A 13,272-nucleotide genomic window follows, 5' to 3' on the forward strand; every position below is an offset into this window, starting at 1 on the left:
AGATGAAACTGAACAAAAATCCTATTACGCAGCCCCCGGTGCCTTCGCCACCGTCAGGTCCTTCAGGAACTGCTCCATGAGCGGCTTGTTGCCAAACCGGCGATAAGAGCGCTCTGCCTCCAACGAAAATGTCGGTTGGGCCCCTACCAAGCTTGCCATCGTCAGCTGCGCCGCTTCTATATCACCGCGCCGCCCTTGCAGCGCAGCCTGGATGAGCAGGCAGTTGGCATCGCGCGGCGCCCTTACAAGGCATTCGGAGATCACGGTAGCCGACTCATCGCGACGATCAGCGGCGTAAAGAGCCTGGCCATGCACATAGGCGTAATATTCCGGTGCCATGGGATGAAGGCGACGTGCCCGTTCGGCATTGGCAACGGCATCCGCGTAGTCCCCGAAACGGACTTGTGCTTTTGCCAATGCCATCATGCTATCCGGGTCATTGGGATTCAGTTCGACGGCGCGCTTGGCGGCCTGCAAGCCGCCCGCATAATCGCCCTGCACCGCCAGCCCGAAGCTGATCACCTGATAGCCGAGCGAGAGATTGGGATCGAGGCGCACAGCCTGGCGCGCTTCGCTAAGACCTAGTTCCAGCTCATGCGCTGTCGCCCGACCACTCGACCTCTTGGCCACATCTGCGATGTAAGTGAGCGCCAAGCCCGCACGAGCGGCGGCATAGGCCGGGTCCATTTCCAGCGCGCGCTGATAGAGGCCGCGTGCCTCCATGAGTGCTTCCGCATCCTGGACGCCATGCCGGTATCGATGACGGGCCCGCAAGAGAAAATCGTAAGCCTGGAGGTTGTCGGTCGGCCGTTGCGCGGCAGCGATGGCTTCACTTCGGCCGATATACGGCGCGAGCTGGGCGACGATTTCCGTGGTCAGCTCGCTTTGTACGGTGAAGACGTCGGCAACCTGCCTGTCGAAGCTGCGCGACCAAAGGTGCGCGCCCGATTTCACGTCGATCAGCTGCGCCGAGACGCGAAGCCGGTCCCCCTCGCGGCGCGCGCTGCCTTCCACCACGTAGGAAACGCCCAGCTTTGCCCCGAGCTTGCGCATATCGCTTTCCTGCCCGCGCACGGCATAGGTGGAGTCGCGCGCGATGATCTGAAGCTCGGAATTCCTTGCGAGCGCCGTGGTCACATCCTCGGTCAGCCCGTCTGCAAAGTACGACTGGTCCCCGCCCATGGTCGCAAAGGGCATGACCGCAACTGACGGGCGCGGGTCGGCGCGGGTCTGGTCGAAAGATAGCGCGGCCGGGAGCCGGCTGACCATCGCCGCCAGGGAAAGCGGTTGGATTTGGGTGCCGATGAGGACAAGGGCTACGGCGGCGACGCCATACGACCAGCGCGCAGCGGTACCGCGTAGAACGCGCGGGACTTTTCGCCAGCGAGACCACGAGGATTGCGCGCGTCGGACCCGGTAGACGTTAAGACGGTCGGGAATGTTTTTGGCGCGCCTGCGGCCCACACGCGCGAACACATCGCCGCGATTGCGGTCTGCGGCCATGACGACAGCGCCGCTAACAAAGATGCTGCCGGGATCGGCCATCGTCTCGAGCCGTGTGGCGACATTAACGCCGTCGCCGTACATATCGCCATTATCCTCGATGACATCACCGAGGTTGATGCCTATGCGCAGCTCAAACGGGGCGTTGTCGAACCCTTGCTGGATGGCAGAGCCCGCATCAACGGCTTCGTTGACGCTGGGAAACATCGCCAGAAACCCGTCCCCGGTCTTCTTGAAGATGCGTCCACCATGCTGCGCGACTGTGGGCTCGATCAGATTGTCGAAGACCGTGCGCAGTTCTTTATAGGTGGAGGCCTCGTTTTCGGCCATCATCAGGCTGTAGCTGACGATGTCGGCGGCCATGATCGCGGCGAGCTTGCGTTCCATCAACGGTTTCCCTGTACAGGGGCCAAGCACAACTGGCATTGCGGACATTCTACGCCAGCTTGAAATTAAACCTTCCAACCCGCATGCGGTTATCAACACAGCTCATATATGCGTGAGCAATGAGACCCGTCCGGCGGCGCGCAAGCAGCACCACTCCGCTCGTACGGCTGATCCTGAGTTTCCCTGCGGGTTCCCATATGGCGACGGTGAGGCCGGCGCTGGGTCAGCGGGCCGTCGTCACCGCCCCTGATATTCGGCCCAGCAATCCGTCGTTTCATAAACGCGGACCGCCCACAGCTGCGGCAGGCTGGGCTTCAAGCGGCCCCAGATCCAGACCGCGATATTCTCGGCGGTCGGGTTCGCGAGGCCATCGACCTCGTTCAGGCACTGGTGGTCCAGCGCCGCCATGATGCCGGCGAAGCTTTTCTCGATATCGAAGAAATCAGCGACGAAGCCGGTGTGCGGGTCGACCGGCCCATCCAGCTGGACCTCGACCCGATAGGAATGACCATGCAGCCGGCTGCACCTGTGAGTCTCGGGCACGTTTGGCAGCCGATGCGCCGCCTCAAACTTGAACGCCTGCGATATCCTCATCCAGCTCCCCACACGGCATGGCCATCCGGTCTCGGGCCGGTCTGGCGACCAGATGCTGTCCTGTCCTGACCTTTCGGCAAAGAATGGCGCGCCCGGAACGATTCGAACGTCCGACCCTCAGATTCGTAGTCTGAATTCGGGACTTTTCACCCGTTTTCACAGACACGTTGCCATACTCTCGCCTCCTCTACAAGCTATTGATTAATACGAATATTTAGCGCTGTAGCGTACCGCAGCGTGGTCCCCCCGGATAATTCTCAACAGAGACTTCCCCAGGCTAAACCCAGACTAAAAAAAGGTGGAGGCATTTATGGCTGATCAGCGCCAGGTTCTCACCGACAAGAGCATCGCTCTTCTTTGCGCGGGGGAGACGCAATACAAGGTACGCGATAGCGAACTGCCGGGCTTTTTCGTGCTTATCGGCAAGCGCCGGAAAACGTTTATGGCCCAAGGCGAGTTCTGGCGTGATGGCGTACGCGAATTCACAGCGCAGGTAAAACTCGGCGACTTTGGTGACATGACCACGCGTCAAGCGCGTGGCAAAGCCAAGGAGGCGCTTGGATCGATCGCGAAAGGCGAACGCCCTGGTGAGGCTCCGAAGATCAAGCCAGGCTCAATAACGCTTCGGCAAGCTTGGGAGCGCTATCGGGATGCGCACATGAAACGTAAGGGTCGAAGCTCAGGAACCATTGAAAGCTATCGAGATCACATGGAGCGGCTGTTCAAGGATTGGCTCGACAATCCGCTCGCTCGGCTTGGGCGACAACCGCACCTCGTTGTTGAACGTCACGATAAAATAACGAAGGAGAACGGTTCCTATATTGCGAACGGGTCAATGCGCAGTCTGCGGGCTGTGTACAACCACGCGCGGAAGAGCAATACCGATCTGCCGGCCGTGAACCCGGTTTCCGCGATCGACTGGAATAAGGAGCATCGACGCAATACCGGGATGGGCTCCAAAGATATCAGCGGTTGGCTCAAGGAGCTTTACGCAATGGATAACCCGGTTAGGCGCGAATTTCACCTTCTGACGCTCTTGAGTGGATCACGTCCAACCGCCCTGAAGAAAATCCGGTTGGAACACATCGATTTGCGACAGAGGATGATCCGCATCCCGAAGCCCAAAGGTGGAGAGGAGAAGGCATTTGACATTCCACTATCCCGGCCGATGATCAGATGCATCATCCGCGCGATCCGATGGGGCCGGATCGTGTATTCCGAGCAAGCGAGGTCGTGGTTATTTCCAGCTGACAGTAAGCAAGGACATCTCGTGGAGCATAAGGAAGAGCGAAATGCGCTGTCCAAATGGGGTAACGATCTGCGGCAGAGCTATCGCACGCTCGCGCAAGCAGCGGGTGTTTCGGAACTCGACATCCATCTTTTGATGAACCACTCACTTCCGGGCGTAAATGCTGGGTACATTACCCGCGATCGGTTGCTAAGGGATCACCTGAGGAGCCAACAGCAAAGAATTTCGGAGTTGGCTATTCATAGCGCAGCGGTAGAGCGAGATCCTTCGTTCGTCCAGTGGCTCGGGAGCGCGAAGATCGATGAGGCCAGATGTCCTCCTCACGCAGCAGGGCAACCAAACGGCATCTCAATGGCTGCATAGAATGAAGTTCCGACTATTCGCTCGTATCGCAAGATTCCTTGGTTGCGGGGAGGCGCAACACCCGATTGTTGCGATTGATTGAACAGGAGATTCCTAAGCTTGCTGCATAACTGATTCGGACCGGGCCGCTGATTAAGAGACAGCCCCGGGGTGAGAACAATCAATGACTTACTGGTCGCACCACTGGGCTTATCCGACTGAAAGTGGGCATTCGTCGCACGATCTTAGTGATTGCACTGCTTGATATCCGAACACGCGCTACTCGGACTTTACGGGGTCAACTGCGACCAGGTTTTACGCGGCATGGCGTGCCGACCTGGCCCGGGCTGAGGCTTTCAGATTCTAACTGGCCGGGAAGATTTACACTGGCGACGCGCCTCATTACGATCCGAGTCAAACCGGTGGCCAGCTTCGAGGCATTGATAGCCGCCGTCGACGCCGCCGTCCAGCGAGGGCTGTGCGCCTGCCGGGGGCTGTCGCCACCGCCGAAGGACAGCTTGTAGGCGTCAGCGCGTCGCTGCGCGGTTTGACGTCGTCTATGGAACTAGGCTTTGAGCAGCCGTTCGGCATGGTGATTGCGGCGGCGTTCGTTGGAGAGTTTTACCACAGGGACCACATGTTTTCTGAACGTGCGAAGCATCTTCCCGGAACCGAGCCTGCCGTAGCATTTTCGTCGAGTTCTTTCCGAACGAAATCGCGGCGATCCTATCGGGCCGCGCTTGCGAGCCCAACCACGCAATCTGGCTACTTCGAATTCTTCCGCGCCGAAGACGTTGTCGCGAAGTCTCTTGAAATCCTCGGGCGCTTCGGCAACGCCGGCGACATTCCCGTCCTTCGTACCTGGTCGATACACCCTACTCTTGGTCGTCTCGCCGTACAGGCAATCAGAATGATCGAAGAAGCACCGCCTACTCAGAAAACGAGCCAGGTCGGATAATTCATCCCGAGGCAGCACCATCATGGTGAGGATTGCCCGAAGCTCCATTTTATAGAGCTTCCGTTTCAGGACCTCCGTAAGGCGGGCGTTCTCACGCTGCCCCTGATCACCTCGGGCTAACTACTCGCCACTCCTTCCTTCATTCCTTGTAGTAATCCTTCATGACCTCGTTGGACCAAGCTGGTTGCGCTATCGCTCCTCGCGGGCCAAATTCTTCCATGTAGGGTTTCACATCGATGACCGGGCTGCTATCGATTGCGTCCAGCCCGCGCACATGGAGTGTGTGGCCCAAACCCCGAGCAACGCGCAACGTGAGACACCCAGCCGGTTCGGCCGCGACTTGCCGCGCTGGGCATAGATTCCCACCAAGGGCCAATCCGCTCGCTCCCTCGGGTGCCGCGCGCCCTTCTCTACCGAATCCGGTGGCACCTTGTGCATCAGGAAAACTACTTCAACGTGAGAAAACTCCGAGAGCCCCAGTAGCGCGTTTGCACCGAATTGGCGTTGATCTAAGTCGATGTATGATTCCACCGCCCCCCAATGATCATCTTCAGGTGTCTTACGCGACGACCTGACGGTCGCCACGGGTCGGATGCATATATCCTGCTCGGTCACGGTGCCCCCTCAACTTCCTGCCAAATCCCGCCTCGCACCAGGGTCTCTCCCGGTTGAACGCGCTGCACGGTCGCGTAGACGGCAGCCCGCATCGCACGACAAGCCACTCGCAAGCGTATCCGCGTGAAGAGCAACATCCGCGAGATCTCCTCGTTGTTGTATGTTCGCTTGCAGTAGATCGTGACGATCGGCCCGTTGTCCATGGCGCCGTAATGCCAGCCGTCGCGATGGAAATTGTGGGGCGCCACCTCGTGCCAAATCGCCCAGCAATGCCCCGGCGGCAGGTGAAGAATGCCGAGGATCCCCGAGCAGAGGTTCTCGAGCAGCGCCGATGGCGGCGAATCGAGAGGTGAATAGATATGAAGGACAGGCACCTGAACCTCACCCACCAACCGTGACACACGCGCTTCGCAACAAAGGCCCCCGTCCCCACTCAGTGATTAACGGCCGGCTTGCGCGCAACCGCAAGCAACGTCCTCACCGGAATCAGGAATTCGGCTTGATCTACCGCGAAATCAATCCCGAAGGCGTTCAACGTCGCCGCGGGGGCCGACGCAAGCTGCGCACGGATAGCCTGTTCCGCCTCAGGGCCAGAGGCTGCAATTTCGCACCAGCGCTGTATGCTGACACCTTTCGGACTCTCTCGAAGATGCGTCTCGAAGGTCAGGATCTCCAGATCGGCGCCCGCCAGGGTATCTCGCCAGGCCAGCGGCGTGTGGCTTCGGACGTGCGTTGGATCGTGCAAAACTTCCAGCCGATGGTTGAATTCGTCAAGGTCGGAATCGTCGTAGCCATGCAGGTCGATAACTGCGACATGCCCCCCGGCCGAACCAGCCTCGCCATCTCCCGCACCGACGCTTGCAGGTTCGGAAAATGATGCGGTGCAAGCCGGGAAACCGCGACGTCGAATTCGCCGGATCGCAGCGAGACAGAATCGCTCATGGCCAGCACAGTTTCGACCTGGATTGCCTTCTCGTTCGCAAGTCTCTGGAAGGCCCCCAGCATGGTCGGGGCACCATCGACTCCCACGATGCGTTTCGCGCGACCTGCAAACGACAGAGCAAGATGGCCAGCGCCGCAGGCTATGTCGACAACCGACGCGCCGGCCGGCAGGTCGAGCAATTCATGCAATCGCCTGATGGAATGACTGCTCGAATGGACCTCGCTTGTCGCAAAGTTTGTCGACAGTTTGTCGAAGCGCTGGGTTGCCAAAGACGTCATCGTCGATCTCTCCTATTGCGCGGCCGGGGCAGACGGCGGAAAAGCGGATTGCTTCGTTAGGTCGACGATGACATCCAACGTGTCATCGTCAGGCGCGTGGGCACCAGGCCGCGCGAGCATGTGTCCGACCCCTTCGATGATGCGGGTGGTAACGACGGTTCTCGGCCGAACGATCAATTGCTGCGCCGACCGAGGTCCATACGTGTCCGGACCGACGACTTCGCTCAGTTCACCGTCACTGTTACAATATCCGACCAGATCCCGCGCGCCGTAGAGGAAGTCGATTCGCTCGACCGGCGGCATAACAACGCTGGGTTCTTCGATCACACATCCAAGCAGAACAGCCGCGCAGATATTGAGCGAGGTCGGGCGTCTTAGAACGTCAACAATCGAAAGTGCGCCGAGCGACACGCCGAGTAGAATGAGCGGAGATGATCGTGCCGCAATCGCCTCGTGTTCCAAGATCTCGGACAACCGCCGCGTCCGGTTCGCCCGGCGCGCCGGTATCGACACACCTCCGCGCGGTCGATCGGACTCGACATCAAATCGAGCCGTAATCATTCCGGAGGAAACGAGCCTGCCGGCCAGCCGCTCGTACAATTCGGATTCGAAGCCGCCCTGATCCATCGGCCCGACATTTCCGGATGGTACAATCAAGACGCGGCCGATCTCGGATCCCGATATCGGTACGAACTCATGAATGCGAATTGCTTCCGGGTTCATCGTTCTCTGCGTTTGCAACATGAGTAGGCAGCCTCTTAGCGCCGGCAGACGGCGGCGACGACACCGCCGATACGGCCGTGGATATGCGTCGTAATGATCTCCTCGTGGAGGGTTTCACCATCAAGCGTCGGCTTCAGGTACTCCGACGACCCATTGACCGGCTCGAGCAGTCCCTTTGCCATGAGGTCTTCGATCACGCCGGCATAGGGCTCATCGGACAACAGATTCACGCCATAGATCCGGGCAAACCGCTGCACGGAGATCGGCTGGTTTGACTTGAAGGCGAACCCAAGCGCCGTCGCGACGGCTTCCGCGCCGGTCAGGCGCCTGCCGGACGCGAGCGGTGCGGTGCTCTGAGATTCCACATGGCGCGCATGGGCGGAGATGTCGGCGATGTTGCGGGTCTGGATAGGATCCGGCCGAATACCCGCGAGCCAGCCATAGGAGCCGGGACCGAATCCGATCATCGTGTCGTAATTCTGCCACTTGTTGCGCGACACCTGTGGGATGTTGCCGTCAGGATAAGATCCTGGCGCACTCCACCAGCCGCAGGGGCTGGGTTCATAGTTTGCATCGAGCAGGACATCCACCATCGCTTCGCGCATCGCGTAGGTGGTTTCAAGCGTCGGGAACAGATTCTGGTCGTGCAGACGTTGGCGGATCTTGTCGTTGTTCCAGGCGGCTTGATTTCCGATCCCCATTTTGTGCCTATCCGCATTTCGCAGGCAGTAGATCGTAATGGTGGGCACGCCCATAGATACCAGAAGGCTCACGTCATCCCGTACGGAATCGGCTGTATGATAAGGGAGGCCGAACATCAGATCGGCGTTGAAGGGCCGACCGCCCATGGACAGTTTTTCGATGGACTTCAGCGACATTTGTCGGTCGTGCCCCCGACCAGCGAAGGCGTTGACCTTGCTGTCGAGCGACTGGAGGCCGACGCTGAACCGGTTGAAGCCGATCTCGATTGCATCACTGACTTCGTCGGCGAGGAAGTTGTCCGGATTGCCTTCCAACGTCGCCTCGCATCCCGGTATGACGGAATAGTTGTCTTGCACATGCCGCATGATCCGCGCCAGGTGCCTGGGTCTGAGCAGCGATGCGGTGCCGCCCCCCAGAAACAGCGACTCAACGCGAGCCGCTGACAACCACGGCGCTCCCCGCAGATATCGTTGCGATTCCTCAATCAGCAAGCCGGTCCAATGATCGAGGGCATCATCGAGCTTCGCGCCGGTCGGGGCCTGCCGCTTGACGTAGTTACAGAACCGGCAAACGTAGCTGCACAGGGGCAAATGGAAATAAAGATGGACTGGCTTCTGCGCGCCATCATGTGTCGCGATCTGCTGCCAAGTCTCTGATGCAGTCAGCGTCGCACCGAAGTTGGCCGTGACATTGATGTTGTAGATGTCTTGATCTATGCGCAATTCGGGGTGTAGCGCCAGCAGAGCACCTGGATTTGTGATGCGCGATCGCGGCGGAGCCGACCTCACCAGCGGAGTAGCAGTCGGTGCATGCATGATCTTTCTCCGGATTGTAATCCCGGCCACCGGTGGCGGCCGGGATCGGCTTCTTAGGCCTTGGTTGCGGAGGCGGCCCCGACAAGCGCAAGGGTGATCCCGTCGTTGCTTGGGGTAAGGCGGGCGACGTGCCGATTGCCGCTTTTGAGCGACGGCAGAGGCGGCGCCGACGGTTGCAAGCGATACTCCGTCTTGCGCCAGATCGAGGCCGTTGCCGGGACTCGCGCTGATCTCGATGCCGTCAACTGGCAACAGCTGTCGGCCAATGGCTTTCGTGCTCATGGTTCGATGTCTCCTTTCATTGCAGCCCGCCAAACCATATCGGCGCGGGGCGGGCGACCGGTGCCGATCTCAGGCGACGGTATGCTCCGCTCGATGTGGTCGGGACGGCGCCATCGTGAGCCGGACACCCGCCTTTCGTCTCTCTTCCCAGAAGGCGCCCGCACGCAGCATGAACAGGCGAAGGTATTCGGTCGCGCCGCATCCCTTTTGATTCCGGGAGACATTTTGCGCGAGTGGCGGACACCGAAACTGACACCAGATTCCGGCATTGTGGACAGGACATTCCTGACATCCATTGTGATCGTCGAACGTGATGCGCCTGAATTCGTCAAAACCATTGGCCCATATCTCGGCGAACGGCTGATCGACGACGCTGCCGGCCCTGTAGAGCCCGCCGCTCATGCAGTTACTGCAGGGAAACACATCGCACGCTGTTGACGTAGACGAGCGAACGTCCGCACTTCTCCTGCCCGGTCGCGCGCTCGAGCCTCTGGCAGAATTTGATCGTATCGACACTGCGGACGGCCACCGCCGATGCTACGCCCCCGACTTCCTCCGCCTCCGGCGCGGCCGAGTAGCGGTCCATGCACCGACGATACACCTCGAACACCTCGTCGATCTGATCCGGCTGGAGAAGAATGCCTGGGTGCAGAAGAGCCCGGCCGACCGGGCGTGTTTCAAGCCATTGCGGCCGCGGATAGTCGTTGATCGCGCACCATTCAAAGATCTCCTCCGCGTCAGCTACATTGTTGCGATGGACGGAGATCGCAGTTCGAAAGGCGTGACCGTGCGTTTTCATCCATTCGAAGGCGCTTCGGAGCTTCGGAAAATCCATCTTACCGCGAACTGTTCGCTCAGGGTCCGCGGTGTCGAAGCTGATGAAGAAGGAGGTCCCAGGGGTTATGCGCGCCAGGGCTTCTTCCGTGATCAGAAGACCATTGGTGAAGATTTGCGTGCTGAACGGCTTAGTTCGGGCATAGTTTATGATTTCGATTGCGTCCGGGTGGGCGAAAATCTCGCCACCGGTGAGAAACACCTGCAATACGCCGGATTCCGCAAACTGATCCAGCAGACCGATGATCTTTTCGGTCGTCATTTCGTTGGGTCGCTTCGGACCCGACCACGTATAGCAATGCTTGCAGCGCAGATTGCAAAGGTTGGTGAGCTCGATGAAGGCAATGGCCGGCGCGGTCAAATGGAATTGCTCGAGCCGGACCAGAGGAGACGAGAGGATGTTGTCGTCAATGTCCGGCAACTTGGCGTCGCCCGCGCGGGCGGCTTCGAGTAGAGGGAGCGCCGCTGGATGAAGGAATTCGACCCGTCCATCCGGCAAGAGCGCAACAATGCCGCCCTCATTTTGCTGATAGGGGGTGTTCATCGCGCCACCCGCAATGGCTGGATGGTCCGCGAGATTGCAGGTGCGTATCCGCGCAAATCCGCTGTCAGGCCGATGCTTCTGGAAGCCATGTGTCAGTCCTCCGTCAACCAGAACGTAGGCGGCGACACTCACCGGGGAATCTCAGGCTGATCTCCAGCCAATCACCGGAGCAATTTGCACCAGAGTTCGTGTTGGTTGGACGGCATTTGGATCGCAGCCACTCGCACCGCGGGCGCTATTAAGGGACTCGCATGTCCGGCGGATCGCATCTCCATCCCCAGCCAAACGGTCAACGCAAGTCCTAGTCACAAATGCGTTCCTACTTCTCGAGCCGCGCAGAACAGCTCATAGATGTCGCTCTCGCGATCACCGACGTGAACGCATCGTCCTGGATCGCCCAGCAGCCCCGTGGATTGCTGGACATTGTCCAGCCACCGAATGCTCTCCTTCTTCTCGATGGGAACGCGCGTCGGATTGATCGTTTTCTTAAGCGCGGCGGTCCCCTTGAATTTCTTCCGGGTCCAGAATTTGACCGCCGTCAGTCCAAGCGGCAGCCCTTCGGTCGTCACCGCCAGGCTCGAGTGCATCAGGATGCCGCAAACCGTGTGCGATCTCAGGCCGCCCGCCTTGTCCCGGCCGCTGTTTATGCTTTTGGTGATCCCGATCGCGTCCGAGCTCTCTCTGATAGCTGAATTCGGTCGTATCATGGAGCACTAGAACAGGACCGTCGGTGCCAATCGTGCGCTCCCGCGTCGATTGAAAGTGGCCGGCCAGAATGTCCGCCTCACTGACCCCGTCGTTGGAGAAAACACGATACGCAGCCTTGGTATTGGCCCAGTCCTGGCACACCAGCGGAATGCTTTCTCCCATCGCGCACCCGATCTGCGCTACCAGTTTGCGGAGCCGCTTGTTCAGGCGCTCGTCGGCAAGGCTGCAGCCAGCGAGCTCGCGATCAAACCATGCGTCGGCTTCTTCGTCCATTGGCACCGCCCCCTGCGAATCGGTGCCAGACAAGGAATCCGGTCGATTCCTGCGATGCAATGGTTTGTGCGCTCCCTCAGCCCGTTCGGCTAAATGTGGGTAATTGAAAGCGTCACCGGACGCGTACGCTCATAATGGTCTCGTTGCTGGTTCAAGTCCAGCCGGGCTCACCACTAACTTGGTAAAATGTGCGGACACCGAAAGAGTGACTCGATTCCTCTAAACGCGCCAAAAAACGGACTCGTCGTGTTCCAAGTAAACCCTACATGCGGATTCCGACGAAGTCGCCCAGGCGTACCGATATGAAGTCGCCCGTGGATTCCGAGACGATGTCGCCCACCTTTCCGATTTGATCTCGCCCAGCGGCGAGGCGTGCTGGCCGGCTGGTTCTCTGGCATCGGTCAAGCCGCGCGGTCAATCTGGAATCGCGACTTCAACCTTTTTTCTTCTTCTGCGGTTGCTGTGATGGGGTGGACGCCCCCTCGACGGCATCGATGTGCCAAAGTGAAGGGTGTTGAACAACCATCACCAGAGAGGAAGCGTCCATGAACGAAGTTAGCACGATTGGACTAGATTTAGCGAAGTATGTCTTTCAGGCCCATGGAGCCGATGCCGCCGGCAAGGTCGTTTTTCGCAAACAGCTGCGCCGGAATAAGCTGCTGGCATTCTTTGCCGAGCAGCCGGCTTGCCTCGTGGCGATCGAAGCCTGCTCGGGCGCGCATTACTGGGCTCGTGAGATCGGCAAGCTCGGCCATGAAGTGCGGCTGATCCCACCGGCTTATGAAGCCCTTCGTGAAGCGGCAGAAGAACGACATGGCCGATGCAGCGGCGATCTGTGAAGCGGCGCAGAGACCGACCATGCGTTTCGTTCCCGTCAAGAGTGAAGAGCAGCAAGCGAGCGCGGTGGTGTTTCGGACCCGCGACCTGCTGATCCGGCAGCGGACCCAGGCGATCAATGCTTTGCGTGGTCATCTCGCCGAATACGGGGTGATTATGGCAAAGGGCACGGCCTATGTCGCAGAGCTTGTCGAGCGCGCAATGGATCCAAAAACCGACGTGCCCGAAGCGGCACGGTTCGTACTCGAGATATTGATCAAGACGATGTTGACGCTGGAAATGCAGATCAAGAAACTCGACAGCGAGATCACCCATCGCGCCCGAAAAGAAGAAGATGCCTGCCGTTTGATGACAATCCCAGGCGTGGGACCAATGACGGCGACGGCTTTGCTTGCTTGGCGAACAGCGGGCGGTCGAGACCGCGCGGGGTGCGATAGTCGATGTCCTCGACGCATGCCTGCTGGCGCAGCTTGGCGTAGCGCAGGCGAGTGGCGAGCCATTTTGTCGTGCCGCAGCGAGGCTTCACGTTCGAGCAGCAGAGCAAGCCATTCGGCGTGACCGAGGCTGCCAGCCTCACCGGCGGCTTCAATGTCGGCGAAGGCCTTGGCCATGCCGTGGAGGCCGAGGGCGTTGAGGCGGTCGAGGGTCGGATGGGTGAGCAAGGGACGGTCTCCTAATTGTAGTA

At 59.4% G+C, this 13,272-nt stretch carries 12 protein-coding genes, 1 tRNA gene and 3 pseudogenes; 4 read left to right on the forward strand and 12 right to left on the reverse strand.

Annotated features, from left to right (window positions below; genetic code table 11):
- Positions 1-24: 24 nt before the first annotated feature.
- From I6F33_RS30170 to I6F33_RS30180, 3 genes are all read right to left on the reverse strand, one after another.
- Positions 25-1,890: a tetratricopeptide repeat protein gene (locus I6F33_RS30170; RefSeq protein WP_225126995.1), complete on the reverse strand. Its 1,866-nt coding sequence runs from the start codon at positions 1,888-1,890 to the stop codon at positions 25-27.
- A 237-nt stretch (positions 1,891-2,127) separates the two neighbouring features.
- Positions 2,128-2,484 carry a 6-carboxytetrahydropterin synthase QueD gene (gene queD, locus I6F33_RS30175; RefSeq protein WP_036041751.1) on the reverse strand — a complete coding sequence of 119 codons (357 nt, stop codon included), beginning with the start codon at positions 2,482-2,484 and terminating at the stop codon, positions 2,128-2,130.
- 84 nt (positions 2,485-2,568) lie between these two features.
- Positions 2,569-2,650: transfer RNA gene (locus tag I6F33_RS30180), tRNA-OTHER, on the reverse strand.
- A gap of 144 nt (positions 2,651-2,794) precedes the next feature.
- On the opposite strand from I6F33_RS30180, the gene I6F33_RS30185 reads away from it, so the two are divergent.
- Positions 2,795-4,096 carry an integrase family protein gene (locus I6F33_RS30185; protein WP_225140629.1) on the forward strand — a complete coding sequence of 434 codons (1,302 nt, stop codon included), beginning with the start codon at positions 2,795-2,797 and terminating at the stop codon, positions 4,094-4,096.
- A 457-nt stretch (positions 4,097-4,553) separates the two neighbouring features.
- Positions 4,554-5,033, forward strand: a complete 480-nt coding sequence (locus I6F33_RS30190; RefSeq protein WP_225140631.1) for a hypothetical protein — start codon at positions 4,554-4,556, stop codon at positions 5,031-5,033.
- Between the two features lie 139 nt (positions 5,034-5,172).
- Here the strand turns inward: I6F33_RS30190 and I6F33_RS38660 are convergent.
- The 8 genes and pseudogenes from I6F33_RS38660 to I6F33_RS30230 form a co-directional block, all read right to left on the reverse strand.
- Positions 5,173-5,648: pseudogene (locus tag I6F33_RS38660) on the reverse strand (SAM-dependent methyltransferase).
- A complete protein-coding gene (locus I6F33_RS30200) occupies positions 5,645-6,037 on the reverse strand; it encodes a hypothetical protein (RefSeq protein WP_225140633.1) in 393 nt (130 codons plus the stop codon). Before I6F33_RS30200 ends, I6F33_RS38660 begins: the two are co-directional and overlap by 4 nt.
- A gap of 274 nt (positions 6,038-6,311) precedes the next feature.
- Entirely contained in the window at positions 6,312-6,869 is a 558-nt protein-coding gene (locus I6F33_RS30205) for a class I SAM-dependent methyltransferase (RefSeq protein WP_081493689.1), read from the reverse strand.
- A 12-nt stretch (positions 6,870-6,881) separates the two neighbouring features.
- Positions 6,882-7,592, reverse strand: a complete 711-nt coding sequence (locus tag I6F33_RS30210; protein WP_225140635.1) for a hypothetical protein — start codon at positions 7,590-7,592, stop codon at positions 6,882-6,884.
- A 35-nt stretch (positions 7,593-7,627) separates the two neighbouring features.
- Positions 7,628-9,109, reverse strand: a complete 1,482-nt coding sequence (locus tag I6F33_RS30215; protein WP_225126669.1) for a radical SAM protein — start codon at positions 9,107-9,109, stop codon at positions 7,628-7,630.
- Between the two features lie 351 nt (positions 9,110-9,460).
- Positions 9,461-9,793, reverse strand: coding sequence for a hypothetical protein (locus I6F33_RS38665; protein WP_369418084.1), 333 nt, complete (start codon positions 9,791-9,793; stop codon positions 9,461-9,463).
- A gap of 4 nt (positions 9,794-9,797) precedes the next feature.
- Positions 9,798-10,901 (reverse strand): radical SAM protein, encoded by a 1,104-nt coding sequence (locus tag I6F33_RS30225; protein WP_202948374.1) that lies wholly within the window; start codon positions 10,899-10,901, stop codon positions 9,798-9,800.
- Between the two features lie 354 nt (positions 10,902-11,255).
- Complete coding sequence (locus tag I6F33_RS30230; protein WP_225140636.1) at positions 11,256-11,750, reverse strand: transposase DNA-binding-containing protein; 495 nt, start codon at positions 11,748-11,750, stop codon at positions 11,256-11,258.
- A gap of 545 nt (positions 11,751-12,295) precedes the next feature.
- Here I6F33_RS30230 and I6F33_RS30235 point away from each other — a divergent pair.
- Positions 12,296-12,977: pseudogene (locus I6F33_RS30235) on the forward strand (IS110 family transposase); the annotation flags it as partial.
- A 4-nt stretch (positions 12,978-12,981) separates the two neighbouring features.
- On the opposite strand, the pseudogene I6F33_RS30240 reads toward I6F33_RS30235, so the two are convergent.
- Positions 12,982-13,198: pseudogene (locus I6F33_RS30240) on the reverse strand (ATP-binding protein); the annotation flags it as partial.
- Here I6F33_RS30240 and I6F33_RS38510 point away from each other — a divergent pair.
- Positions 13,142-13,264 (forward strand): hypothetical protein, encoded by a 123-nt coding sequence (locus I6F33_RS38510; RefSeq protein WP_346275997.1) that lies wholly within the window; start codon positions 13,142-13,144, stop codon positions 13,262-13,264. The pseudogene I6F33_RS30240 and the gene I6F33_RS38510 overlap by 57 nt on opposite strands.
- Positions 13,265-13,272: the final 8 nt, after the last annotated feature.

The organism is Bradyrhizobium sp. BRP20, assembly GCF_020194215.1.
Classification (GTDB): domain Bacteria; phylum Pseudomonadota; class Alphaproteobacteria; order Rhizobiales; family Xanthobacteraceae; genus Bradyrhizobium; species Bradyrhizobium yuanmingense.